Here is a 23,434-nt window from a genome sequence, read left to right as displayed (position 1 = left end):
CCTGCTAGCGGTAGACGGTAGGCCGTCAAGATTTGCCCCAGACCGATGTTCCGGAATTCCGGCCTCGGCTTCTTTGCGGCTTCTGCCATGCTAGACCCCTACTTTTGTTGTCACACTAATCCGCGATTTTAGCGCTTTTTCATACTGCAGCGCAGCGTAAACCCGTGAACACCGTTGCACGATATGCAACGATCGCGCCCGTTGCATCGCCCCGGTGCTCCACGGCCCTGGTCAGCTCAAGTCGTTCTGATAGTAGTACCCGGTCGTGACATACCAACCGCGGCGTACTTCGACCGGCCGATCACCGTAGGTATAGGACACGCGCTCGACGGACAGCAACGGAAATTCGGCAGGCACCCCGAGCAGTTCCGCCACGGCGGGCTCCGCGGCCACCGCACGGATCTTCTCTGACGCGCGAATCATGCGGGTGCCGAACTCCGCCTCGAACATGGCGTAGAGTGGACCCTTGTAGTCGCTCAGACGTTCGAGCGTCAGCCCGCGGAAGACGGCCCCGGGCAGCCAGATTTCGTCGAGCACCGTCGTCACGCCGTCGAACTCCAACAGGCGCTTGATCAGAACGACCGGATCGGAAGGCTTCAATTCGAGCTGACGCGCGATCTCCGCGGGTGCGCGCAGGCGGCGGCATTCGAGCAGCTTGCTGATGTGGGGATGCTCGGCGCCGTCGTCGGCCAAGAGCCGCAGAAAGCGGAACTGCGCGCGATCCTCGTTGTGGGTCGCAACGAACGTGCCCTTGCCCTGGCGGCGCACGAGCAGGTTCTCGGCGGCCAATTCGTCGATGGCCTTGCGGACCGTGCCTTGGCTCACCTTATAGCGCGCCGCAAGTTCGACTTCGCTCGGGATGATCTCGCCGGGCTTCCATTCGCCGGACTCGAGGCTCTGCGTAATGAGCCCCTTGATCTGCTGGTACAGTGGGCTGAACGTGGGCGAAGGCGCACTCGCAGCCGTTCCGTCGCCGGACTGGCCGTTCGAATTGCCCGCGCTTGCCTGGTTCGCATTCATCCGCGCATTTCAACACAAAGGGCCCGCACCCGTCCAGATTTTCCTATGGATTCATATGTCTTATATAAGACATAAGATACGGTTGACTTTGATGAGTCTGACTCCTAAACTCCGTCGCGGGCGAGGGTTTAGGCCGCTAACCTACACGCTGCGCGTAACGCGCATAAAATGGCGTTTTTCCCTAGCGTAGTCGCATCAAACGCACCAACGCATCCTTGGAGAGTTTTCAATGGCTAAGTCCGCAAAGCGCGTTGCCGTCACCGGCGCCGCAGGTCAAATCGGTTACTCGCTGCTGTTTCGCATCGCCAACGGCGATCTGCTCGGCAAGGACCAGCCCGTCATTCTGCAATTGCTCGACCTCCCGCAAGCGCAAGCCGCCGTTAAGGGCGTCGTCATGGAGTTGGAAGACTGCGCTTTCCCGCTGCTCGCCGGCGTGGTCGTGACGGACGATCCGAAGGTGGCGTTCAAGGACGCCGACATTGCGCTGCTCGTGGGTGCGCGTCCGCGCTCGAAGGGCATGGAGCGTAAGGATCTGCTCTCGGCCAACGCCGAAATCTTCACGGTTCAAGGCCGCGCGCTGAACGAAGTCGCGAGCCGCGACGTCAAGGTGCTCGTCGTCGGCAACCCGGCGAACACGAATGCCTACATCGCCATGAAGTCGGCTCCCGATCTGCCGAAGAAGAACTTCACGGCCATGCTGCGCCTCGACCACAACCGCGCGCTGTCGCAAGTCGCCGCGAAGTCGGGCAAGCCGGTCTCGTCGCTCGAGAAGCTCACCGTTTGGGGCAACCACTCGCCCACGATGTACGCCGACTACCGCTTCGCGACGGCCGACGGCCAATCCGTGAAGACGCTCATCAACGACGAAGAATGGAACCGCAACGTGTTCCAGCCGACCGTCGGCAAGCGCGGCGCCGCGATCATTGAAGCGCGCGGCCTGTCGTCGGCGGCGTCGGCTGCCAACGCGGCGATCGACCACGTGCGTGACTGGGTGCTCGGCACGAACGGCAAGTGGGTCACGATGGGCATCCCGTCGGACGGCTCGTACGGCATCCCCGAAGACATCATCTACGGCGTGCCGGTCACGTGTGAAAACGGCGAGTACAAGCGTGTGGAAGGCCTCGAAATCGACGCCTTCTCGCGTGAAAAGATGGACTTCACGCTGAAGGAGCTGCTCGAAGAGCGCGACGGCGTGCAACACCTGCTCGGCTAATCGCCGAGGCACCGGTGCCGCTTGCCCGAGCAGGCGCACCGGCGAACGATTCGAGAGCCCGGCGCCGGATATGCCGCGCCCTTGCGGCGCGGGCGCCCGGCGCTGGCTCTCGATATCGGATTCGCGCGTGCTTTGCGGCGCAGCATCTTGCTGATCGTCGATCGCCGTTTGCTCGATGCAGAGCACGCCCGAATCCGGTTTTCTTGAACACGATTTGAGCTTCTGAAGCACAAGAGCAGAAGATGCGCGCCCTCACTCCCGCGGAAGTGTTGTTTGACGGCGAAACGCCACCCGTGCTCCTGCCCGTGTGCGATCACTACGCGGGCAGCGAAAAGCTGATGCGCAAATCGCTGGCGCTTCAAGCCGAGCTCGGGCCCGTCTTCGACGTGACGCTCGATTGCGAAGACGGCGCCGCCGTCGGCCACGAAGCCGAGCATGCCGAACTCGTCGCCTCGCTGATCGGCAGCGAGCACGACCGCTTCGAGCGCGTCGGCGTACGCATTCACGACTTTGCCCATCCCCACTGGCGCGACGATGTCCGCCTCATCCTGCGCTCGGCGAAGCGCGCCCCCGCCTATGTGACGATACCGAAGGTGCGCAGCGTGGCCGATGCCGCGGAAATGTGCGCCTTCGTCGAAGCCACACGTTGCGAATTCGGGATCGAGAAACCGGTTCCCACGCAACTGCTGATCGAAACGCACGGCGCACTTGCCGACGTCTTCCGCCTCGCATCGCTGCCGACCGTCGAAGCACTCTCGTTCGGTCTGATGGATTTCGTGTCGGCGCACGACGGCGCGATTCCCGATTCGGCGATGCGTTCGCCCGGGCAGTTCGATCATCCGCTCGTGCGGCGCGCCAAGCTCGAGATCGCGGCAGCCTGCCATGCGCATGGGTGCGTGCCGTCCCACAACGTCAGCACGGAAGTGCGCGATATGTCGATCGTGGCGGCCGATGCCGCCCGCGCCCGGGAAGAATTCGGCTATACGCGCATGTGGAGCATCCATCCGGCGCAGGTGCCCGTGATCGTCGCCGCGTTCGCGCCGCGCGACGAGGCCATCGCCACCGCCGCCGAGATTTTGCTTGCGGCCCAGGCCGCAAACTGGGGCCCCACGCGCCACGGCGACACACTGCACGATCGCGCGAGCTACCGCTATTACTGGTCGGTGCTGCGACGAGCGCGCGCGACGGGACGACCGCTGCCGCCCGAAACGGCGCCGCTCTTCGCCGGCCCGGTTTCATCGGAGAAAACATCATGACGGCGCCTCAATCTGCGCTCGGGAATAGCGACATCGCGGCGCAAACCGTAAGGAATCCGAAAATCTGAAGGTTGTATCTCCAAATAGGAGAAAATAGCGACCGCCGCGCGCCGCCATGCGCGCCGGATAGCCGGCGGGTCCCCCGCCGCGCGGTTCGTTCTATTTGTCTCATCGTCATTCACAAGGTCTTGATTCCATGAAGAAACTGCTGATCGCCGCCGTCGCCGCCTCGCTCTCCCTCACGACGCTCGTCGGCGCGAACACCGCATTCGCGCAAAATGGCACTACCACGGCCACCAAGAAGAAGACCGCCAAGAAACCCGCTCCGAAGCACCGCCTGATCAAGCGCAAGTCGACGAAAACCGTCGCCAAGAACGATCCGGTGCCGGAAGGTTCAGTGCTGTGGTCCTGCGAGGACGGCCTGTCGTTCGATCTGAAGGGTGATATGGCGAAAGACCAGATCGTCACCGTTCACTGGGCGAACAAGAACTACAACCTGCCGCGCGAAAGCACGACCACGGGCGCCGACCGCTTCCACGACGCCGCCACGGGCCTCGACCTCGTCGTGATCCCGACGAAGGCGATGCTGTTCTCGGACCACGACGGCTCGCGCCTCGCGGACGAATGCAAGACGGCCGCGATGAGCCAAGGCGCCCCGGCCCCGACGCAATCGAACGCGCTGCAAAAGTCGGGCAGCTAAATGCTCGGCTAGGGAGCCACGACCCATGTCCGCGCCGATCTCCAACGTCCGGCCCGCGCCGGACCAGGTGCTCGCCGATATCGTCGATTACGTGCTGGATTTCCGGATCGACGGCGCGCCGGTGCTCGACACGGCGCGCAATTGCCTGATCGACACGCTCGGGTGCGGACTCGAGGCGCTCTCCTACCCTGCCTGCACGAAGCTGATGGGCCCGATCGTGCCCGGCACCGTCGTCCCGCACGGGGCCAAGGTGCCCGGCACCCCATTCCAGCTCGATCCGGTGCAGGCCGCTTTCAACATCGGCGCGATGATCCGTTGGCTCGACTTCAACGACACGTGGCTCGCGGCCGAATGGGGGCATCCGTCCGACAACCTCGGCGCGATCCTTGCGACGGCCGATTGGTTGTCGCGCACCGCCGTGGCCGCCGGCAAACAGCCGCTCGTCATGAAGGACGTGCTCGTTGCGATGGTCAAGGCGCATGAGATTCAAGGCGTCATCGCGTTGGAGAACTCGTTCAACAGGGTCGGGCTCGACCACGTCCTGCTGGTCAAGCTCGCCTCGACGGCCGTTGCCGGGCAGATGCTGGGCCTGTCGCGCGACGAGATGATCAATGCCGTCTCGCTCGCGTTCGTCGACGGACATTCGCTGCGCACGTACCGGCACGCGCCGAATACCGGCTCGCGCAAATCGTGGGCGGCCGGCGATGCAACCTCGCGCGCCGTGCGTCTCGCGCTGATCGCCAAAACGGGCGAGATGGGCTATCCGTCGGTGCTGACGGCCAAGACGTGGGGCTTTTACGACGTCTTGTTCAAAGGCAACGCGTTCAAATTTCAGCGCCCGTACGGCTCGTACGTGATGGAAAACGTGCTCTTCAAGATTTCGTTCCCGGCCGAGTTCCACGCCCAGACGGCAGCCGAAGCGGCGATGACGCTGCACGGCCGGCTGCGCGCGCACGGCAAACGCGTGGAAGACATCTCGAAGATCACGATCCGCACGCATGAGGCGGCGATTCGTATCATCGACAAGACGGGCCCGCTCGCCAATCCGGCCGATCGCGACCATTGCATCCAGTACATGGTGGCGGTGCCGCTGATTTTCGGGCGGCTGACGGCGGCCGACTACGAGGATGCCGTCGCGGCGGATCCGCGCATCGATGCATTGCGTGCGAAGATCGTTTGCGTCGAAGATATGCAATTCACGGCCGACTATCACGATCCCGCCAAGCGCTCGATCGCCAATGCGTTGACCGTCGAATTCGGCGACGGGACGAAGCTCGATGAGGTGGTAGTCGAATATCCGATCGGACACAAGCGGCGCCGGGCCGAAGGCATCCCGCTGCTGGTGGAGAAGTTCAAGACGAATCTCGCGCGCCGCTTCCCCGAGAAGCAGCGCCAGGCGATTCTCGATGTTTCGCTCGATCAGGCGAAGCTCGAGGCGATGCCCGTCAACGAGTACGTCGATTTGTACGTCATTTAGAAACGCTGGAACACGAAGGGGTTCGAATTTAAGCAACGCCGAACGCTGGTTCAAGGTTCAAGAAAACGCAGCAAGTCATTTCCTCGCTCTAAACCTAGGAAAAACCATGGCCCACAATCTGCACAACACGCTCAAGGAATTCGACAGCGGTACCGGCAAAGGCAAGTTCTACTCGCTTCCGGAACTCGGCAAGGCGCTGAACGTCAAGATCGACCGCCTGCCCGTGTCGATCCGCGTCGTTTTGGAGTCGGTGCTGCGCAACTACGACGAGAAGAAAATCTCGGAAGAGCACATCAAGCAGCTCGCCAACTGGAAGCCGACGGCTACCCGCGTCGACGAGATTCCGTTCGTGGTCTCACGGGTCGTGCTGCAAGACTTCACGGGCGTGCCGCTGCTCGCCGACATCGCCGCGATGCGCGGCGTCGCGAAGCGCTCGGGCAAGAACCCGAAGGCGATCGAGCCGCTCGTGCCGGTCGATCTCGTCGTCGACCACTCGGTGCAGATCGATTACTACCGTCAGAGCGATGCCCTCGATCTGAACATGAAGCTCGAATTCCAGCGCAACAACGAGCGTTATCAGTTCATGAAGTGGGGCATGCAGGCGTTCGACACGTTCAAGGTCGTGCCGCCGGGCGTCGGCATCGTTCACCAGGTGAACTTGGAGTACCTCGCTCGCGGCGTGCACAAGAAGACCGAGAACGGCGAAACGATCTACTATCCGGACACGCTCGTGGGCACGGATAGCCACACGACGATGATCAACGGCATCGGCGTGGTGGGCTGGGGCGTGGGCGGCATCGAAGCGGAAGCCGGCATGCTCGGCCAGCCGGTGTACTTCCTGACGCCGGACGTCGTCGGTGTCGAGCTCAAGGGCAAGCTGCGCGAAGGCGTGACGGCAACCGACCTGGTCCTGACGATCACCGAAATGCTTCGCAAGGAGAAGGTCGTCGGCAAGTTCGTCGAATTCTTCGGCGAAGGCACGGCCTCGCTGACGCTGCCGGACCGCGCGACGATCGGCAACATGGCGCCCGAATACGGCGCGACGATGGGCTTCTTCCCCGTCGACGAAAAGACGATCGGTTACTTCAAGGGCACGGGCCGCACCGACGCCGAAATCTCCGCCCTGGAAAACTACCTCAAGGCGCAGCAGCTGTTCGGCATTCCGAAGGCCGGCCAAATCGACTACACGAAGGTCGTCACGCTCGACCTCGCCACCGTCGCGCCTTCGCTGGCCGGTCCGAAGCGTCCGCAAGACCGCATCGAAATCACGCACGTGAAGTCGACGTTCGCGGATCTGATGAGCAAGCCCGTGAACGAAAACGGCTTTGCCAAGAAGGCCGCCGATCTGGACGCCGAGTACAAGACGGCGGACGGCGTAAAGCTGAAGAACGGCGACATCCTGATCGCCGCGATCACGTCGTGCACGAACACGTCGAACCCGAGCGTGCTGCTGGCCGCGGGCCTGCTCGCGAAGAAGGCCGTCGAAGCCGGCTTGACCGTGCAGCCGCACATCAAGACGTCGCTGGCGCCCGGATCGCGCATCGTGACCGAGTATCTGACGAAGACGGGCCTGCTGCCGTACCTGTCGAAGCTCGGCTTCGAGTTGGCCGCTTACGGCTGCACGACCTGTATCGGCAATGCGGGCGATCTGACGCCCGAGCTGAACGAAGCCATCACGAAGAACGATGTCGTGGCGGCCGCCGTGCTGTCGGGCAACCGCAACTTCGAAGCGCGGATCCACCCGAACATCCGCGCCAACTTCCTGGCTTCGCCCCCGCTCGTCGTGGCTTATGCGATCGCAGGCACGATCACGCGCGATCTGATGACGGAGCCGGTCGGCAAGGGCAAGGGCGGCAAGGACATCTACCTCGGCGACATTTGGCCGACGAGCGAGGAAGTCAACGCGCTGCTCAAGTTCGCGCTCGACGCCGACGCGTTCCGCACGAACTATGCGCACCTCACGCAGAAGGGCGACCTCTGGAGCAAGATCGAGGGCGAGGAAGGGCAAGTTTACGACTGGCCGAAGTCGACCTATATCGCCGAGCCGCCGTTCTTCGGCGAGCAGTTCTCGATGACGCCGTCCGACGTCATTCCGGAGATCAAGGGCGCGCGTGCGCTCGGCGTCTTCGGCGATTCCGTGACGACCGACCACATCAGCCCGGCCGGTTCGATCAAGGAAGATTCGCCCGCCGGCAAGTGGCTCAAGGCGAACGGCGTGCAGAAGGCCGACTTCAACAGCTATGGCTCGCGCCGCGGCAACCATGACGTGATGATGCGCGGAACGTTTGCTAACGTGCGGATCAAGAACCTCATGATTCCGGCGAAGGCGGACGGCACGCGCGTAGAAGGCGGCTTGACGATTCATCAGCCGAGCGGCGAACAGCTGCCGATCTATGATGCCGCGATGAAGTACATCGCCGACGACACGCCGACGATGATTTTCGCCGGCGAAGAGTACGGCACGGGTTCGTCACGCGACTGGGCGGCCAAGGGCACGCAGCTGCTGGGCGTGAAGGCGGTCGTGGCACGCAGCTTCGAGCGGATCCACCGTTCGAACCTCGTCGGCATGGGCGTGCTGCCCTTGCAGTTCAAGGGGACGGACAGCGTGCAATCGCTCGGCATCACGGGCGAAGAGACGTACGACATCGAAGGCCTGGGCGAGGACATCAAGCCGCAGCAAGAGCTGACGCTGGTCATCCACGGCAAGGACGGCAACACGCAACGCGTGCCCGTGCTGCTGCGTATCGATACGCCGATCGAAGTCGACTACTACAAGCACGGCGGGATTCTGCCGTTCGTGCTGCGCTCGCTGTTGGCAGCGTAACGGTGTAGGGTGTAAGCGACTACTGCAGTTTTGCAGGTGCCGCGCTTCGTTGAGAAGCGCGGTGCATTCGGTGCCCGGCTTAGGCCGGGCTTTTTTTATGTTTTTACGCCGGCCGAAACGCGGCCGCCATGGCCTGGTGAACGAAAGCGATCAGTTCCTCGTTCACCCACGTACCGGCCTTCAGATCCGGCTCACGTTCCATCGCTTGCCGAAACTTGGCGTGCGTCTTCGGATCGTGGCCTGCGTAGACGCTGAAGAGTTCGTACCAGCGACGCGCCAGCGCGACGCCTTCCTGCGACGCCGGATCGACATGCGCGTCGATCGCATCGCGGACATCCGCCATCAATTCCGGCCATTCCATGGCACGGCTCACGTAGTTCGCGCGCATGAAGCGGAATTCGTCCGGCGACAAATACTTTTCATAGATCAGCATTTTCGTTTCCGAAAATGCGCGCAGCACGTAGTCGCGCATCGCCGTCGAAATGCCGATGTGCTCCTGCATCGAAGGCTCGCTGTCGTGCATGAGGTTGAGCTTCGCGAGCAACCGCGGATCGCCGTTCGTGTCCTGCCCGAGCTTCGTCATCCAACGCACGGCCAATTCGCGCGGCCTTTCCGCTTCGGGCGGCGTACCGTTTTCCATCAAGGCACCGACTTCCTGCACCAGTTCGGCCCATTCCGGATCGGGCACCTGACTCTTGCGGTACATCGGCATGCGGGCAAGCTCGTCGGCGGAAAAATACTTGCCGTACATGGTCATCATCTCCAACGTGGTTAGCCAGTCGGCCAACTCGGGCTCCGCGCCGTCGAGCAGCGTTGCGTGCAGATGTCCAAGGCGCTCGCGCAGCTTGGACGCCTGTTCGATCTGGCGATCGAGCATCGCGATCTGCTGCGCAACGATGGAAACGAGCGGAGTGTCCGGCTGAGCCAGGTAAGTGCCGATTTCGGCTAGCGAGAGACCGAAACGACGTAACGCCTGGATCGTGTGAAGCCGGGCGATGTCGTTGCGGTCATATAGCCGATAACCGTTTTCGGCACGCGCCGAAGGCATGAGCAGACCGATTGCGTCGTAGTGGTGCAGCGCACGTACCGTCAGCCCGCTGCGCTTGGCCAGTTCTCCCACTTTCAACCGCATTCGATCCTCCTCAATTAGAAGCGCACGATGGAGGCTAGAACCTTACGCTACGTTATGGTCAAGGGGTAGAGCGAAGTCGCCAGCGTGAACTTCACATAAACTTGCTGCCCTCCGCCGATAAAGACATCCTTCCTTGGAGCGTCACCTACGGCAGCGGTTACTTATGGGGCCGACTATCCGCACGCGTTTCGACTGTGGTTTAGAGCACCTATAAATTACGGGTTAACGCTCGAAGCATGATATAAATCCGCTGACACATTCGAACCCTGCCCGCATCGAATCGTGTATTGAAAATGAAAGCTAAATGACACGAACACCGTAATGACATCGTTCTGATCCCATTACGAAGCGCGCAGGCCTTTCCGCTTTTTTCCGCACTCTCTTACAAGAGCATAGGCATGACCGACGAAGCGTCGAATTCGAAACCCACCGATACCTCCGAAGCGCCGCTGGATCTATCGGCCTATCTCAATCCCGAAAACAACGCACCGGGGGTAGAAGAATCGACAGCTCTAGTTGCTGCCGAACCGACGCTCCCGGCAAATCTGCCGGTGGAGGTGCAAGCGCCCATGGCGCCGATGGCGCGCCTCGTCGATTTGGCCACGCTTTCGCCGGAACAGCGCGTCATCGCCGAACAACGGGCCGCCGCCATCCGCTTCGACGACGCCACTACAACGCTGAATTTCGTCGACAACGCCCTCTCGCCGCTGGCCATGGCCTCGCGCCGGCTGCTGTCGGAAACGACCGTCGGCGAAGCGGGAGAAATCGGGCGCATTGCCGCCGCCGTGATCGACGGCATCAAGATCCTGCGGATCGAAGAGTTGCAGCAGGAAGCGCGCGAAGTCGCTCCAAAAGCGACCGGTTTCCTGAGCCGCCTGGCCAAGCTCGGCAAAGTCGCGCACGATGCCGTCAGCTCGTTCCAGGAAAACCGCAAATCGTTTCTCGCCTTGATGGACGAAGAAGTCGCCCGAGCGCGGCGCATCAAGAGCGATTTGATGATCACCATTCAGCAGCTCGATCAACAATCGCAATCGGTCCGCACGGGCGTATCGGAATTGTCGATCAGCATTGCGGCGATGCAAGTCGCGCTCGATCGCGGGATTGCCGAAGCCGAAGCATTGCGCCAGGTTGCGCTACGCACGAATACGGCCGGCGATGCCGCCGTGGCAATGGACTACCGCAATACGCTCGCCAACTTCCGCGGCCGAATTGCCGATCTGCGCGAGGCGATGATTTCCGCCGCCAGCCTGATCCCGTTGATCGCGTCGAACCGCAAGGCCGCCGAAACGCGCGTCAGCAAGCTCAGCACCGGCATCATGGTGACGATTCCACGTCTGATGGCGGTGGCCGCCCAGGCCGTCGTGCAGGCGGACGTGCGGCGTGCCGGCGAGGAAAGCGAGAAGCTCGACGACGCCGCGCGCAAGATCACCGAACTCGCCGTGCAAGGCAGCCATGAAGCCGCGGTGGAAGCGGCCCGGAGCCTCGGCGGCGATCCGCGCAACCTCGAGACGCTCGCCGCGGCGGCCGAACAGTCGATCGCCACCATGCGAGAAGTCCAGGAGATCGAGCAGCAGGTTGCCGCGCAGGATCGCGACCGCGAGCAAAAGCTGATCGCCGTCCGCGACAAGCTCGTTGCCGGCATGCGCGGCGTGCAAGCCCAGGCGCTCGCGCGGCCGCTGGGAGAGTGACCATGGGCAAACTCGATGGCTTGTCGGGCACCGGCGACAGCGACACGGCGATGAACTTCGACCTGGCCGCCGCCTGGCTGCGACATGCGGAAGCCGATCGAGGCGCCTTCCTCACGCGCTTCATCGCGATCGTGTCGGAGGCGCTGCCGAATCACACCCAGGTGCAGAAGGTTCGGCGCGGCCTGCTGCGCAAGACCGAAGAAGTGGTGGGCGTGGCAGTCGCATTCGAAAACGAAACGTACTTGATGCGGATGAGGGACGGCCACCATCTGACCACCGAAATCGAAAAGAAGGTCAGAGGCGTGGTGCTCTCGACGCGCGAAGTCGATGCACATGCCTGGATGACCGGGCTCATGACGCACGTGCGCGAGCGCACGGAGCAAGCACGGGCGATGTCGGAAATGCTGGCCGCCCTTTAAACGCTTCCAATGCTTCGAATAACGGCGGGAGATGCCGATGGGATTATTGAGTTCGCTGTTTGGCAGTAAGTCCGGGCCGGCTGTGCCTGAGCCGAACTTCTTCGACGAGGACGGGGTCCCTCGCCTCGTTCATAAACGCCTTGCCGATTCGAAGAGCGGCGCCCTGCCCTGGGTCTCGACGCTGACCGCGCCCGAGATGGCACTGGCGCGCAGCCACGGGCTCAGGATGCTGGCGCCGATCGCCGCGACTTGCTGGATGCACTACGGCTTCTCCTGGACCGAAGGCCATGCTCAAGGCTGGCGTCAAGCCTTGAGCCGCCTGCAGGCCGAAGCCGCCGCGCTCGGCGCGAATGCCGTGATCGACACGAAAATGGTGACCGTCGATCTCGCCGTGGAAAACAGCATGGACTATTCGCTGGTGGGCACGGCAGTGCGCATCGAGGGGCTGAAGCCGAGCAACGCGCCGGTGGTGTCGACCGTGCCCGCACTCGAATTCGTGCAGCTGCTGGAAGCGGGCATCATCCCCGTCGGCCTGGCCGTGGGGGCTCGCTACCAGTGGAGCAACGGGCCGCTCGATAGCGGCAATGGGCTTTGGTTCAACCAGCCTTTGAAGCAAACCACCCAGTTCTGGGAGCAGATCCGGCGCCACGCGCACTCCGATCTACGCGCGGATGCCGCTAGGCAGGGCTCGGGCGTGCTCGCGCAAGTGCAATTCAGTCAGCTGTTCAAGTTCGAGAAGCCGGAGCCGGGTGGGCTGCTCGGCCGGCATATCGTGATCGGGACAGTGGTCGATTGCAAAGAAACCGCTACGTTCAAGCATCCCGTCGACTTCGTGCTCGATCTGAGCGACAAGCGGGACAACCTGCGGACCACCTCGGTTCATCACAATTCCTATAACGACGGGATTTGACGTTCCCTGTCATTGCGAGATCAAGAATGAGCGAAACGACCACGCAGAACCCTGCCATGCAACTTCCGACGACTGCGCGCGAACGCCTGCAGGGGTTGCGCAGCGCCGCGCATCCGACGGCCGTGTTTACCTCCGACCTCTCGGTCAATGAGTTCTTGCTCGTCCGCAAGGCCGGTTTCGAACCGATCGGCCTGTGCGTGGGCAGCAGCATTTATCACGTGGGCATTCAGTACGGTTCGTGGACCAAGAATCAGGAACTCGAAGTGCTCTCGCAGGCGATGTACCACGCGCGGGAATTGGCGATGTCGCGTATGCGCGAGGAAGCGCGCGGGATGGGCGCGGACGGGATCGTCGGCGTGCGCCTCGAGATCAAGCACGTAGAATGGGACAGCGACGTTCTAGAGTTCGTGGCGATCGGGACCGGCGTGGTTCATAACCACGATCGCGAAGGGTTCCGTGCGCATGACGGCGGGCCGTTCACGTCGGATCTGTCGGGGCAGGATTTTTACACACTGCTCAATTCGGGCTATCGGCCTATCGAACTCGTGATGGGCAGCTGCGTGTTTCACGTCGCGCATCGAGGCATGCTCAAGTCCTTGGGTCAGGCCGGCCGGAACGTCGAACTCGAACAGTTTACGCAGGCGATCTACAGCGCCCGCGAATTGGCCATCGAACGCATGCAAGTGGAAGCGCAAACGGCCAAGGCGGAAGGCGTGATCGGCACGATCATTCACGAGAAATCGTATCGGTGGGAAAGCCACGTCATCGAGTTTTTCGCGATCGGCACGGCGGTGGCGCCGCTCCATCGCGAGATCGAGGCGAAGGATATTCCGGCGCCGACGCTCGTGCTGTCGGTGAATGATTGAGGTTGGTTAGGATTCCTGAGGCTTAGGAATTCGCATTTTGGGCGGCGCCGCGGCAGAACCAGCGGCGCCCTGCCTTCTTCGGCGCTTTCGTGGTTTCTGTTTCGGCTACGTTGCGCCACCAGCGCTCGCCACGATGTGGTGCAGCCAAGTCGAGACGCTCGCCCATGCGGGGTGTCGAGAGCGTGATGCCGCGTGCGACGCTTAGTGCCGTTACGCGCTCGAACGGCTCCTGCCAACGGTGCATCGCTAGATCGAAGGTGCCGTTGTGGACCGGGACTAGCCAGCGGCCTTTTAAGTCGATATGCGCTTGTACCGTGTGCTCGGGCTGCATGTGGACGTACGGCCATTGGGCGTCATATGCGCCCGTTTCCAGCAGCGTGACGTTGAAGGGGCCGAGGCGTTCGCCGATCGCTTTGAAACCGTCGAAATAGCCCGTGTCGCCGCTGAAGAACACGCGCAGGTCGTTGTCGACGATTACCCACGATGCCCACAACGTGCTGTTGCCGTCGAACAAGCTGCGGCCGGAGAAATGTTGGGCGGGCGCCGCTGTGAATTCGAGGCCGTCGATTTGAGTGCCTTGCCACCAGTCGAACTGGCGGACTTTCTCCGCATCGATGCCCCATTCGATCAGGCGGTCGCCTACACCTAACGGCGTGAGGAACACGCCCGTTGTCTCGGCCAGTGCGAGGACCGTCTCGCGGTCCAAATGATCGTAGTGGTCGTGCGAAAGGATGACGCCGCGCAGCGGCGGCAAATCCTCGAGCGCAATCGGAGGCGCGTGGAAGCGCTTCGGGCCAAAGCGGCGGAACGGGGACGCGCGCTCGGCGAATACGGGGTCGGTCAGCCAAAACTGGCCGCGCAGCTTCAGGAGCATTGTTGAATGCCCCAAGCGGTAAAGGCTGCGATCAGGGGCCGCATCGAGTTCGGCTCGCGTCACCGCATCGACCGGCAACGCGCCCGCCGGCATCGTGCCGCTCGGCTTGTTCACGAGAATATTCCACGTGATGCTCAACATCTTGCCCAAGCCTTCGACCGGACGCGGCTTCACGTTTTGGAAGCGCTCGCCGTTGTGCTGCGGGGATGTGCTCGACAACTCACGGCCGCGCTTCGCCGCCGTAAGGCCTAGCGCGTGGCTGACGGAATCGATGATCGAAGACATGCGAAGTGGCTCGAGGTTGAAAGTACACCGCCTAGTGTAGTTTATTTGCGAGAAAAGTAAACTGGGTGGTGTAAAATTTTGTGATGGGACCTTGTACAACCTTTCTACGCCTGACCGATCGGAAACGCGCCGCCATCATCGATGCGGCGATCGAGGAGTTTCGCGCCGCTGGATTCGAAGCGACCTCCATGGATCGGATCGCTGCTCGGGCTAGCGTTTCGAAGCGGACGGTTTATAACCACTTTCCTAGTAAGGAAGTGTTGTTTGCGGCGATTTTGCGGCAGCTTTGGGATCAGAGCGATGCGGGGAATGCACCGGGGTATCGGGCGGATCAGCCGCTGAGGCCGCAGTTGCTGGATCTGCTTATGCGCAAACTAAAACTGCTCAATGATGAGGCGTTTTTGTCGCTCGCGAGGGTGGCTATCGCGGCGGGGATTCATTCGCCCGAGCGGGCTCGGGATATGGTCGCGCGGATGGGCGAGCGGGAGGAGGATCTTACGGTTTGGATTCGGGCTGCCGCGGGGGATGGGAGGTTGAAGACGGCGGAACCGTTGTTCGCCGCGCTGCAGTTGCAAGGGCTTGTTAAGGCGTTCGCGTTCTGGCCGCAGGTGACTATGGGGCAGCCGCCGCTGAGTAAGGCGGAGCAGAAGAAGGTTGCGGAGTCGGCTGCGGATATGTTTCTTGCGCAGTATGCGGGGGAACGTGGGGCGGAGTAGTTCGATTGTGGGAGGTGGCGCCGGTGGCCGTCAACGTTAGTGGTACGGAGGGTTATGCGGAGAATGCACAGGCCCTCATCGAACATTGGCAAGGCATTTCCTGCGCCGAACACCACAAGCCCATCCTACATCTCCTACCCACCGATCCTTCCGATGTTCTCGATATTGGAGCCGGTATCGGGACCGACGCTGCGGCTTTCGCGACGATGGGACATCGCGTCGTAGCCGTTGAACCGGTAGATCAGTTTCGGGCCGCCGCCATCAAGCTGCATTCGTCGCCTCGGATCGAATGGGTCGATGATTGCCTGCCAGACTTGGCTGTTCTGAACTCAAGGAAGCAGACGTTCGACCTCGTCATGCTCACGGCAGTTTGGATGCATCTCGATGAGGAGCAGCGGCGGCGAGCGATGGCGATGGTGGGTTCGGTTCTACGCGACGGTGCCCTCATGATCATGTCATTGCGGCATGGGCCGCCTCCCAGCGGACGGCGGATGTTCGATGTTTCGCCCGAAGAGACAATCGCTCTCGCTAATGGCAACGGACTGCGGGTCACACTTAACGTTCGGACAGAATCAGCGCAAGCAGGGAACCGCCGCATGCGTGTGACCTGGAGCCGACTCGCCTTCGTCAAAGACCGAGGCCTGCACGCTCCGGCGGGTTGATCCAACACGCGGGGATGGACGTCGCGTCTGACCGAGATCGGCCGATTCTGTTGAAAAACTCACCGTCCGAGCGTTGAACGAGGTTTTCGGGGGTCCTGTCACCCCTAGCCGATGCCCGCGAGCGGTTTGTAGAGCGATCTCAGACGTCGATTTTTGGCGAGCAAGCCCCACCGCGCGAGAAAACGAGTTTTTCAACACTATCGGCCAGGAAGAGACACTCGACCCAAGCACGAGGATGGTTGACAATGCCTCGCTCAAGAGTTCGATTGTCACGCGCTCGCGCACGACGACCGAATCACCAATCCAGGACGCACGGAGATGAGACACTCCCTTGGGTATCTGCATGAGGTTTGGCTATGTCCCGACGGGCACGGACAATCGCTTCCTGCATGCATTCCATATGGACCAGATGGCGACGCAGCACGTGCGCTCAATGAGTCTGAAAGTGAATGGGTCTGGACATTCTGGACACGTTCACATGCAGAGACTACGGCCGTCTACTATGAATTTGTAGGCTATGGGGAATATAGCGTGCAGGGCGATCTCGATTGGCAATCGCTATTCTCCCGCTGCGTACGAGCGCCAGACGGCGTACTTGCTTCGAGATGGCTCGACTAGGGTCTCAAGCTCTGAAGCCGGGCGCTAACCGCCAGTGAACAAATTGCGGATATGTTTGCATTCTTTGCCGAATTCAGACCGAACGCCGGCAGTTCGATATCTGGCCCATCGAAGCTGAATCGAACGGCTCTCGAACAACGAACCAATGAGAGGTGGGCGCCATGACAACGCAACTCAGTCGGTTGCTCGAGCAAATTGCTTCACTGCAGCGCCAGTTGAATGACAAGCGCTTCCTCGAACTTCGCCTGTATCGGCGTGATGCGACGATCTATCAGTTGTCTAGCGCGGTCAATCACACGATTGCCTGCTGGTTCAGTGAGAATTATCGACCGATCACCATTCTTATCGACCGAGGCAGGAGTTTCATGCACGAATTTCCGGCCAGGAATCCCGAAACCGCGGAGTATTACACGCTTGCGGAAGAGTTCTTCAAGGTCGTGCTATCCGCACTTGAGGTTATTTCAAATGCGGACTCTTGTGATGACTGAAAAATATCGCTTCAGGCTCATGTTCGAGTGGGGCGGTGGTTGTATTTGGGCGGGAGACGACGCAACTCGTAGCACGTACGGAGTTGGTCCGATTGAGGACTCGCTGCCGCTAGCTGGTGAGACACGTGGAAAGCTTGCGGAAATGACTGCGTGGCATGACCTATCGCTCAACTGGGAATACCCTCCAGATCCTGGGCCATGGGACGCGCACGAGTATGAGCGCTTTGAAGCGACCGCGATCGCGATGCGTGACCATCTTCAACAGGAACTGGGAGACCGCTTCGCTATCGTCTATGAGAGATTGGGAGTTTATGAGGGACCTGCCGAGAATCAGTAGCCCCGAGCACCCGGCCACCGGTACGCGAGCCACTCCCGCGAATGGCCGCTTCAGAGAACTGCAACTGTCCCTTGTGGGTCGACAGCGAAAGTTCGAAGCCGAGCCGGTGGTCATCAACGACCAGTATCGCGCACACGCCCCTCCACTACTTGCGCGATCGAAACCATGTGTGACCAATCGAAGAGCACGTCAACCATTCAGCGAGGGCCTGGCCTCTGAGCTCCTCAGTACTCCGAGCAGCCTTAACGTCGAGGGGAAGCACGTCTCACGTGAATTCATGCCTCCAAGAACTGATGACGGCGATCTGCGCATTCATTCTGCCGGTGCATCGCTGGGCCGCACCAGCGATCGCGCCTCCAACTCCCGCCGCATCCTGGCCAATTCCTCGGCCAACAGGTTCTCATCGGGCAAGACAGTCTGATATTCGGCGGCCAATACCTTGTTGGGTAATCCTTCCAATGCGTAACGCGCCACCGCCGCATTGGCGCGGGCACACAGGATCAAGCCCACCGGTGGATTCTCACCGGGCAGCATCCAGTGCTCGCGGGCATAGTTGCAGTACATATGCATTTGCCCGACGTCGGCGTGATTCAGTTCAGTGAGCTTCAGGTCGATGATGACCAAGCAGCGAAGACGCCGGTGGAAGAACAGCAGATCAACGCGAAACCAGCTCTCGCCGATGCGAAGGCGACGCTGACGCCCAACGAAAGTGAAATCGCCGCCGAGCTCCAGCAAAAAGTCCTCCAACCGGTGGATCAGCGCGTCTTCGAGGTGTGATTCGGAGTACTCGTCTTTAAGGTCGAGGAATTCGAGAACGTAGGGGTCCTTGATCGCCTCGTCTGGCGTAACCGAATCACTGGCTTGCGGTCGACTGCCTTTTTCCAGCATCGCGCGCTTGTTCTTGGAAAGCAGGGCACGGGTGTAGAACTGGGTGGCAATTTGGCGATCAAGTTGGCGTACGCTCCAGCCCCCGCGCAGGGCCTCGCCTTCATAGAACACGCGTTCTTCCGCCGAACGCGTGCGACGTAGCAAGTGAACGTAGTGCGACCATGAAAGCGGGAACGCCGTAGCCAACTGATCAAGGCTTAAAATCCGAGATGGCGTCTCGGATTTTTCACGCGAAACCTTCGATGGCAATTTCCGAGACAATGTCTCGGAAATCCAGTCTGGCGGGTACGCCAGATAGAACAAGCGCATCTGCTCCAGGTTATCGGTGCCCAAACCGCGCCCGAACTGCGCCGATAGGTCGGCCGACAGGCGTTTGAGCAGGGCTTGCCCATAGCCCGCCCGCTCTGCGCCACCTTGCTCGCACTCGACAATGCGTCGGCCGATCTTCCAGTAGGTGGCCGTCATCAGCGCATTGACACTGCGGGCGGCTGTGCGGCGGGCGGTTTCCAGTAGGGCAACGATGTCGCTGTGAATCGCGCCATAGTCAAGATTGTTGGATCTGAGATCAGTCATGCCTGCCCTTACGCCGCTCGCGGCCGGTGATTGTATCAACGTGATGGAGCCCCGGGCGATCGCTCCAAACCGGGCATTTGGCGCATTCTGCCGCCCCCGTTGCATCATCCGCCAACGGTTGCTATATCGTGCGCCACACGATCCACGACCGGACGAAATCCATGCCTATCTCCTGCCAGTTCGTTCTGAACAACGCCCCACTCACATCGCTGTCATGCAACGGCATTGGTATATTCACCGCCTTTTCCGGTAACGGTACAGGGCGCGATAACCCTGCCGCCGTCGACCAGCCCGACATTGGTCCGCTGCCGCCAGGCCGCTACTACATTGTTGATCGTGAATCTGGGGGAATCATGAGCGGTATTCGCGACTTTGTACTGAAGCATTTCCACGGCACCGACCGAACCACATGGTTCGCGTTGTACCGCAACGATGGTGTGATCGACGACTGGACTAGCATAAACGGCATCCGTCGAGGCAACTTCAGGCTTCATCCCGTTGGGCCGCGTCGGCTTAGCGAGGGCTGCATTGCTATGGTCGATCCGGGCCAATTCAAAATGCTGCGTGATCGACTTAAATCGACATCGACCATTTCCGTCCCCGGAACTTTGATGCGCGCGTACGGCACGGTGGATGTCCTATGAAAGTCCTTCCTCGTATCGCGCTCAACGTTGTGACAACGCTCGTTATCGCTCTCGGCCTCACGCGCTTGCTCGGTTCTATCCCATTTGCGCCATGGGCGACGGATGCATTGATCCGATTCGCCGCGTGGTTCGGTGCGTACGGCGATGAGCGGATCGAGGACGTCTACGCAATGGCTAGCCTGCTTATCGCCCTCACAATCGCGGCGGCTCTGGTCTGGGCTTTTCACAGGCTATTGGCGCGGCGAGCTTAGTTCGGGACGAATCGAACCGCCCGCCACGTGCCTATGCGTCTTCCATCACCGACAACGCAATCTCCTTCTGCGCCTCCAAGCTCTCGATCTGCTTCATCAAAGACGCCCGGATCGATTCATACGCGGACTTCCCCAACGCCAGTCGCAACGGCGGCGATTCGCTGTCGATCGTCGCGATCATCGCATCAACCGTCTTTGCCGCGTCTGCAAATTCGAAGTAGCCCGCGTCGAGCGCACGGCGGATATCACCAACGGGCGTAGCGTCATACACCTCCATCGGTTCCGCGAGATCAAGTCCGGTTCCGAAGTTCGTGCGTGTCGCACCGGGCTCCACGATCACGAAGTCGATGCCAAACGGAGCGACCTCATTCGCTACTGCCTCGACGAAGCCCTCGATACCCCATTTAGTCGCGTGATAAGCGCTGAAGGCCGGGTAGCTAATGCGCCCTCCTTCCGACGACACCTGCACGATGCGGCCACCGCCTTGATCCCTCAGCCGCGGCACGACCGCACGAATCAATTGCATCGAACCGATGAGGTTCGTCGCGATCTGCCGCTCGATCTGCTCGTCGGCGAGTTCCTCGGCCGCACCGAACAAACCGTAGCCCGCGTTGCTAACGACGACATCGATCCGAGGCATCACGGTAAACGCCTGCGCAACGGCCGCGCGGATAGTATCGACGCGCGTCACATCGCATTCGACGACATGCAGTCGATCGCCGTATTGCGCACACAGGCTATCCAACGCCCCAGGCTTACGCAGCGTCGCAACAACGCCGTCGCCACGTGCAAGCAGCCGTTCCGTCATCCCGCACCCCAAGCCACTCGACGCGCCCGTTATCAGCCAGTTCTTCCTCATGTTCACGCTCCGTTGAAGGATTGAGCGTTCATGCTAGAGCGGTATGATTCGTCGCAGAAGCACCGCCAATCAGCATCAGGTGTTGAGGAAAATTCACCAATGGGCAAACCGACGCTCGCCGATCTGCAGGCCTTCATGGTTGTCGCCGCGCGGCGCAGCTTCTCGCAGGCGGCCGGCGAACTGGGCGTATCGCGCTCTGCGCTGAGCCATGCGATGCGCGGCCTCGAAAACGATCTGGCCGTGCGCCTGCTGCACCGAACCACGCGCAGCGTATCGCTGACGGAAGCGGGCGAGCGTCTGCTTGCGCGTCTGCGTCCCGTGCTCGGCGATCTCGATCGCGCGCTCGAGGACGTCGCGCACGACGATCAGGCGTTGCGAGGCACCTTGCGCATCAACGGCAGCGAGGGGGCGATTCGGCAATTGCTGCAGACCGTCGTGCCGCGCTTTCTGGCGATGTATCCGCAGATGGAGCTAGATCTCGTCTCCGAGGGGCGGTTCGTCGATATCGTCGCCGAAGGCTTCGATGCCGGCGTGAGGCTCGGCGAAGCGGTGCACAAAGACATGATCGCAGTGCGAATCAGCGAGAATCTTCGCTTTCTTGCTGTCGCGTCGCCGCGCTATCTACGTAAGCATGGGCGCCCCACCGTGCCGGAGGAGTTGCAGGCGCATCGCTGCATCCGGCAACGTCTGCCGGGCGGCAAGCGCTATCGCTGGGAATTCGAGCGTCATGGGCAGGCGGTCACGATCGATCCACCCGGCGCGCTGACACTCGACAGCAATACGCTGATGGTGGAAGCGGCGCTCGATGGGCTCGGCATTGCATACGTGCCGGAATCCTACGCGCGCGACGCGCTGGCGCGAAAACGGCTCGTCGCGGTACTGAGCGAATGGTGTCCGGAAATTCCGGGGCTGTTTCTGTATTCTCCAGGCAACCGGCATATTCCTGCGGGATTGCGGGCGTTTATTGATTTGCTGCGGAGCGGCGCCGGGTGATGCGAGCGAAGGCGCAGGATGACTTTAGAGATCACGTCTGCTCCCGGACAAGAGGGAGGACGGATGGTCAACTATCGACTTCTCACTGTGAACGAGGCACAAAAAGTGTTTTCGGAAGTCAAGAAGGGGCGGTTTGATCTGCTCGTTGCTTTGGGTCTCGGCGAAAAGGTCATCCGCTATAATATAGCGATATCGGTAAGCAGCCAGATCATTAGGCCACGAGCGGTCGCTCGAAGCGGCGGCGGAAATCATAGACAATCTGGTACAGTCGGTAGCGATTTGCCCTCCGATGTCTGGAGGGTCTATCACTCCCGCGAAGCATCGGATGCGATAACGATTGAAATCCCAAAACAGCGCAACAGAAATATTAAACTAAATCTCGTTTAGATATGAACCCCGGAGAATCGCAGATTCTAACAACTATGACCACCACAACTCTAAACAAGGCGAAACGACCAATCGCCGTCTATATCATCTCCGCGCTTTGCGTTTTTCAATACATCGGAATTATATTGGTCATAATAAAAAATCCTGACGCGATAAGAGAATTAGTTTCCACCGACTCAATTCTGGGGTTTTTGGTAAAATTTTCGATCCCCACAATACTCTTCTTTGCGGGGATTTTTCTGTTTTTTATGAAGAGAGGTTCATTCTATTTATTCTTGGCATATTTGATGTTGCAGTTCGGAAAGGCTGTAATGCATCCCTTTGGATTCATACCTTATCTTTCCCTAGCAATGATCATCGGCGCAGCTGTTTATTGCTTTCGACTGAAGCAGTCTGGGCAACTCAGCTAGGTCATCGACTCGGACTATGAGCTCAAGCGCCGTCCTGCTAGCATCCACTCCGATTGGTCGTATCGGACAGTAGTCGGCCAAAAACGGTCAGTCGACTGCAACGTCTACATCGCTGACAATTGATGCACGTGTTTGATCGATTGCCGGTCACGGGAACATAAGCGAGGCACAATGGGACAGAAATTTGCCGATTCCGAACTGGAACTATACGGAAGAGTGGACGAGGTTCTGTGCTACGTGTGGGATCCAATTGGCGTCGCATACAGTCCTGCCGCACGCGACGAATATCAAGGCTATCTGCCTAAGGTTTTCGCCACGCTGCAGGAAGGAGTGGACGCCACGTCTGTCGCAGCGTACTTAGACAGCGTTGCAGCTGAGAGCATGGGCCTGAACGCAAATCCGGAACATTCGAAGCGCGTCGCCGAATTGCTGGTCGATTGGAAAACTGAGATTTACAAGAGTCGGCGGCAGCAAATATGATCCGTCCGGCCGATTCGTAGGGCAATGGCCATGGGGGTCGTCTTCCCGAATCGGCACCTTCCAGCCATTCGACAGCGTGCTCCAGATTGCCAACAATTCTACGACTAGATACCAATGCGAGGCCTATGAGAGCAACGGCTGTCCAACCGCACTTACTCAAAGGACGTACGCTCAAGTTACTATTGCTGGCGTGCTTCTGGTTTTCTGCTTACGCGATGGCCATCGGCGGGAGCGGAGAAGGTGGTGGACGAGGTGGTGAAGGGGCACATTTCGAAGACGACGGCGGCGTTCGCGTTGGTGGTCACCTGGGCGGTGGTGGCAACGACGCAGGAACCAGCGTAACTCGCGACGGTTTCGGTAACCGTCTGCCTGGTGTGGTGACTGCAGGTGAAGAAGGCGGAAGAATTCATGGTCACGACTACAATCCCGATGGTGTAGATCTCACGGAGCGAGCTTTACACCAC

General features: G+C 60.5%; 23 protein-coding genes and 2 pseudogenes. 19 read left to right on the top strand and 6 right to left on the bottom strand.

Annotated elements, in window-relative coordinates; translation table 11 throughout:
• Positions 1 to 89: pseudogene (locus DWV00_RS04130) on the bottom strand (succinate dehydrogenase, cytochrome b556 subunit); the annotation flags it as partial.
• A gap of 142 nt (positions 90 to 231) precedes the next feature.
• Positions 232 to 1,020: a GntR family transcriptional regulator gene (locus tag DWV00_RS04125; protein ID WP_115532298.1), complete on the bottom strand. Its 789-nt coding sequence runs from the start codon at positions 1,018 to 1,020 to the stop codon at positions 232 to 234.
• Positions 1,021 to 1,249: 229 nt separating this feature from the next.
• Between DWV00_RS04125 and DWV00_RS04120 the strand changes: the two genes are divergently transcribed.
• From DWV00_RS04120 to acnA, 5 genes are all read left to right on the top strand, one after another.
• Positions 1,250 to 2,233 carry a malate dehydrogenase gene (locus DWV00_RS04120; RefSeq protein ID WP_115532297.1) on the top strand — a complete coding sequence of 328 codons (984 nt, stop codon included), beginning with the start codon at positions 1,250 to 1,252 and terminating at the stop codon, positions 2,231 to 2,233.
• 242 nt (positions 2,234 to 2,475) lie between these two features.
• A complete protein-coding gene (locus tag DWV00_RS04110; protein ID WP_115532295.1) occupies positions 2,476 to 3,489 on the top strand; it encodes an HpcH/HpaI aldolase/citrate lyase family protein in 1,014 nt (337 codons plus the stop codon).
• A 196-nt stretch (positions 3,490 to 3,685) separates the two neighbouring features.
• Positions 3,686 to 4,189 (top strand): hypothetical protein, encoded by a 504-nt coding sequence (locus DWV00_RS04105; protein WP_115532294.1) that lies wholly within the window; start codon positions 3,686 to 3,688, stop codon positions 4,187 to 4,189.
• 25 nt (positions 4,190 to 4,214) lie between these two features.
• Positions 4,215 to 5,666 (top strand): bifunctional 2-methylcitrate dehydratase/aconitate hydratase, encoded by a 1,452-nt coding sequence (locus tag DWV00_RS04100; protein ID WP_115532293.1) that lies wholly within the window; start codon positions 4,215 to 4,217, stop codon positions 5,664 to 5,666.
• 106 nt (positions 5,667 to 5,772) lie between these two features.
• Positions 5,773 to 8,490 (top strand): aconitate hydratase AcnA, encoded by a 2,718-nt coding sequence (gene acnA, locus DWV00_RS04095; RefSeq protein ID WP_115532292.1) that lies wholly within the window; start codon positions 5,773 to 5,775, stop codon positions 8,488 to 8,490.
• 103 nt (positions 8,491 to 8,593) lie between these two features.
• Here the strand turns inward: acnA and DWV00_RS04090 are convergent, their stop codons facing one another.
• A complete protein-coding gene (locus DWV00_RS04090; protein WP_115532291.1) occupies positions 8,594 to 9,622 on the bottom strand; it encodes a MerR family transcriptional regulator in 1,029 nt (342 codons plus the stop codon).
• Positions 9,623 to 10,020: 398 nt separating this feature from the next.
• Here DWV00_RS04090 and DWV00_RS04085 point away from each other — a divergent pair, with 398 nt between their 5' ends.
• The 4 genes from DWV00_RS04085 to DWV00_RS04070 are packed head-to-tail and all read left to right on the top strand — an operon-like array spanning position 10,021 to position 13,505.
• Positions 10,021 to 11,310, top strand: coding sequence for a toxic anion resistance protein (locus DWV00_RS04085; protein ID WP_115532290.1), 1,290 nt, complete (start codon positions 10,021 to 10,023; stop codon positions 11,308 to 11,310).
• A gap of 2 nt (positions 11,311 to 11,312) precedes the next feature.
• A complete protein-coding gene (locus tag DWV00_RS04080; protein ID WP_115532289.1) occupies positions 11,313 to 11,729 on the top strand; it encodes a hypothetical protein in 417 nt (138 codons plus the stop codon).
• Between the two features lie 37 nt (positions 11,730 to 11,766).
• Complete coding sequence (locus tag DWV00_RS04075; RefSeq protein WP_181885356.1) at positions 11,767 to 12,639, top strand: heavy metal-binding domain-containing protein; 873 nt, start codon at positions 11,767 to 11,769, stop codon at positions 12,637 to 12,639.
• 26 nt (positions 12,640 to 12,665) lie between these two features.
• A complete protein-coding gene (locus DWV00_RS04070; RefSeq protein ID WP_115532287.1) occupies positions 12,666 to 13,505 on the top strand; it encodes a heavy metal-binding domain-containing protein in 840 nt (279 codons plus the stop codon).
• Positions 13,506 to 13,527: 22 nt separating this feature from the next.
• On the opposite strand, the gene DWV00_RS04065 is transcribed toward DWV00_RS04070, so the two are convergent.
• Positions 13,528 to 14,664, bottom strand: a complete 1,137-nt coding sequence (locus DWV00_RS04065) for an MBL fold metallo-hydrolase (RefSeq protein WP_115532286.1) — start codon at positions 14,662 to 14,664, stop codon at positions 13,528 to 13,530.
• An 83-nt stretch (positions 14,665 to 14,747) separates the two neighbouring features.
• On the opposite strand from DWV00_RS04065, the gene DWV00_RS04060 reads away from it, so the two are divergent.
• The 4 genes from DWV00_RS04060 to DWV00_RS04040 all read left to right on the top strand — a co-directional run bounded on the left by DWV00_RS04060 (position 14,748) and on the right by DWV00_RS04040 (position 17,485).
• Positions 14,748 to 15,380 (top strand): TetR/AcrR family transcriptional regulator, encoded by a 633-nt coding sequence (locus DWV00_RS04060; RefSeq protein WP_115532285.1) that lies wholly within the window; start codon positions 14,748 to 14,750, stop codon positions 15,378 to 15,380.
• A gap of 23 nt (positions 15,381 to 15,403) precedes the next feature.
• Positions 15,404 to 16,042 (top strand): class I SAM-dependent methyltransferase, encoded by a 639-nt coding sequence (locus DWV00_RS04055; protein ID WP_115532300.1) that lies wholly within the window; start codon positions 15,404 to 15,406, stop codon positions 16,040 to 16,042.
• Positions 16,043 to 16,821: 779 nt separating this feature from the next.
• Positions 16,822 to 17,148, top strand: coding sequence for a hypothetical protein (locus tag DWV00_RS04045; protein ID WP_115532284.1), 327 nt, complete (start codon positions 16,822 to 16,824; stop codon positions 17,146 to 17,148).
• A complete protein-coding gene (locus tag DWV00_RS04040) occupies positions 17,141 to 17,485 on the top strand; it encodes a hypothetical protein (protein ID WP_115532283.1) in 345 nt (114 codons plus the stop codon). The genes DWV00_RS04045 and DWV00_RS04040 overlap by 8 nt, the downstream gene beginning before the upstream one ends.
• 312 nt (positions 17,486 to 17,797) lie before the next feature.
• Here DWV00_RS04040 and DWV00_RS04035 read toward each other — a convergent pair whose 3' ends face one another.
• The gene (locus tag DWV00_RS04035) at positions 17,798 to 18,946 is read right to left on the bottom strand and encodes a PDDEXK nuclease domain-containing protein (RefSeq protein WP_115532299.1); all 1,149 of its coding nucleotides are present in this window, start codon (positions 18,944 to 18,946) and stop codon (positions 17,798 to 17,800) included.
• Between the two features lie 161 nt (positions 18,947 to 19,107).
• Between DWV00_RS04035 and DWV00_RS04030 the strand changes: the two genes are divergently transcribed.
• Together DWV00_RS04030 and DWV00_RS04025 are read left to right on the top strand one after the other, a co-directional pair.
• Positions 19,108 to 19,590 carry a DUF2778 domain-containing protein gene (locus tag DWV00_RS04030; RefSeq protein ID WP_115532282.1) on the top strand — a complete coding sequence of 161 codons (483 nt, stop codon included), beginning with the start codon at positions 19,108 to 19,110 and terminating at the stop codon, positions 19,588 to 19,590.
• The gene (locus tag DWV00_RS04025; protein ID WP_115532281.1) at positions 19,587 to 19,841 is read left to right on the top strand and encodes a non-ribosomal peptide synthetase; all 255 of its coding nucleotides are present in this window, start codon (positions 19,587 to 19,589) and stop codon (positions 19,839 to 19,841) included. The genes DWV00_RS04030 and DWV00_RS04025 overlap by 4 nt, the downstream gene beginning before the upstream one ends.
• A gap of 31 nt (positions 19,842 to 19,872) precedes the next feature.
• On the opposite strand, the gene DWV00_RS04020 is transcribed toward DWV00_RS04025, so the two are convergent.
• Positions 19,873 to 20,700 (bottom strand): SDR family oxidoreductase, encoded by an 828-nt coding sequence (locus DWV00_RS04020; RefSeq protein ID WP_115532280.1) that lies wholly within the window; start codon positions 20,698 to 20,700, stop codon positions 19,873 to 19,875.
• 99 nt (positions 20,701 to 20,799) lie between these two features.
• Here DWV00_RS04020 and DWV00_RS04015 point away from each other — a divergent pair, with 99 nt between their 5' ends.
• The 4 genes and pseudogenes from DWV00_RS04015 to DWV00_RS34300 form a co-directional block, all read left to right on the top strand.
• On the top strand, positions 20,800 to 21,693 hold the full coding sequence (locus DWV00_RS04015) for a LysR family transcriptional regulator (protein ID WP_115532279.1): 894 nt from the start codon (positions 20,800 to 20,802) through the stop codon (positions 21,691 to 21,693).
• An 18-nt stretch (positions 21,694 to 21,711) separates the two neighbouring features.
• A complete protein-coding gene (locus DWV00_RS33610; protein WP_147297838.1) occupies positions 21,712 to 22,080 on the top strand; it encodes a hypothetical protein in 369 nt (122 codons plus the stop codon).
• Positions 22,081 to 22,661: 581 nt separating this feature from the next.
• Positions 22,662 to 22,970 (top strand): hypothetical protein, encoded by a 309-nt coding sequence (locus DWV00_RS04000; RefSeq protein ID WP_115532276.1) that lies wholly within the window; start codon positions 22,662 to 22,664, stop codon positions 22,968 to 22,970.
• A gap of 125 nt (positions 22,971 to 23,095) precedes the next feature.
• Positions 23,096 to 23,434, top strand: a pseudogene (locus DWV00_RS34300) (hypothetical protein); the annotation flags it as partial.

The organism is Trinickia dinghuensis (assembly GCF_003367175.1).
In the GTDB taxonomy this organism is placed as follows: Bacteria; Pseudomonadota; Gammaproteobacteria; order Burkholderiales; family Burkholderiaceae; genus Trinickia; species Trinickia dinghuensis.
Note: the sequence above shows the minus strand (reverse complement) of the source record. Positions and strands in the feature narration are given on the sequence as shown.

Excerpts from the sequence above, each read along its gene's own strand:
- DWV00_RS04090 (WP_115532291.1), bottom strand. The coding sequence starts at position 9,622 with ATGCGGTTGAAAGTGGGAGAACTGGCCAAGCGCAGCGGGCTGACGGTA.
- DWV00_RS04020 (WP_115532280.1), bottom strand. The coding sequence starts at position 20,700 with ATGAGGAAGAACTGGCTGATAACGGGCGCGTCGAGTGGCTTGGGGTGC.
- DWV00_RS04070 (WP_115532287.1), top strand. The coding sequence starts at position 12,666 with ATGAGCGAAACGACCACGCAGAACCCTGCCATGCAACTTCCGACGACT.
- acnA (WP_115532292.1), top strand. The coding sequence starts at position 5,773 with ATGGCCCACAATCTGCACAACACGCTCAAGGAATTCGACAGCGGTACC.
- DWV00_RS04080 (WP_115532289.1), top strand. The coding sequence starts at position 11,313 with ATGGGCAAACTCGATGGCTTGTCGGGCACCGGCGACAGCGACACGGCG.
- DWV00_RS04015 (WP_115532279.1), top strand. The coding sequence starts at position 20,800 with ATGGGCAAACCGACGCTCGCCGATCTGCAGGCCTTCATGGTTGTCGCC.
- DWV00_RS04030 (WP_115532282.1), top strand. The coding sequence starts at position 19,108 with ATGCCTATCTCCTGCCAGTTCGTTCTGAACAACGCCCCACTCACATCG.
- DWV00_RS33610 (WP_147297838.1), top strand. The coding sequence starts at position 21,712 with ATGACTTTAGAGATCACGTCTGCTCCCGGACAAGAGGGAGGACGGATG.
- DWV00_RS04060 (WP_115532285.1), top strand. The coding sequence starts at position 14,748 with ATGGGACCTTGTACAACCTTTCTACGCCTGACCGATCGGAAACGCGCC.
- DWV00_RS04125 (WP_115532298.1), bottom strand. The coding sequence starts at position 1,020 with ATGAATGCGAACCAGGCAAGCGCGGGCAATTCGAACGGCCAGTCCGGC.
- DWV00_RS04040 (WP_115532283.1), top strand. The coding sequence starts at position 17,141 with ATGACTGAAAAATATCGCTTCAGGCTCATGTTCGAGTGGGGCGGTGGT.
- DWV00_RS04085 (WP_115532290.1), top strand. The coding sequence starts at position 10,021 with ATGACCGACGAAGCGTCGAATTCGAAACCCACCGATACCTCCGAAGCG.
- DWV00_RS04000 (WP_115532276.1), top strand. The coding sequence starts at position 22,662 with ATGGGACAGAAATTTGCCGATTCCGAACTGGAACTATACGGAAGAGTG.
- DWV00_RS04065 (WP_115532286.1), bottom strand. The coding sequence starts at position 14,664 with ATGTCTTCGATCATCGATTCCGTCAGCCACGCGCTAGGCCTTACGGCG.
- DWV00_RS04045 (WP_115532284.1), top strand. The coding sequence starts at position 16,822 with ATGACAACGCAACTCAGTCGGTTGCTCGAGCAAATTGCTTCACTGCAG.
- DWV00_RS04075 (WP_181885356.1), top strand. The coding sequence starts at position 11,767 with ATGGGATTATTGAGTTCGCTGTTTGGCAGTAAGTCCGGGCCGGCTGTG.
- DWV00_RS04025 (WP_115532281.1), top strand. The coding sequence starts at position 19,587 with ATGAAAGTCCTTCCTCGTATCGCGCTCAACGTTGTGACAACGCTCGTT.
- DWV00_RS04110 (WP_115532295.1), top strand. The coding sequence starts at position 2,476 with ATGCGCGCCCTCACTCCCGCGGAAGTGTTGTTTGACGGCGAAACGCCA.
- DWV00_RS04120 (WP_115532297.1), top strand. The coding sequence starts at position 1,250 with ATGGCTAAGTCCGCAAAGCGCGTTGCCGTCACCGGCGCCGCAGGTCAA.
- DWV00_RS04100 (WP_115532293.1), top strand. The coding sequence starts at position 4,215 with ATGTCCGCGCCGATCTCCAACGTCCGGCCCGCGCCGGACCAGGTGCTC.
- DWV00_RS04035 (WP_115532299.1), bottom strand. The coding sequence starts at position 18,946 with ATGACTGATCTCAGATCCAACAATCTTGACTATGGCGCGATTCACAGC.
- DWV00_RS04105 (WP_115532294.1), top strand. The coding sequence starts at position 3,686 with ATGAAGAAACTGCTGATCGCCGCCGTCGCCGCCTCGCTCTCCCTCACG.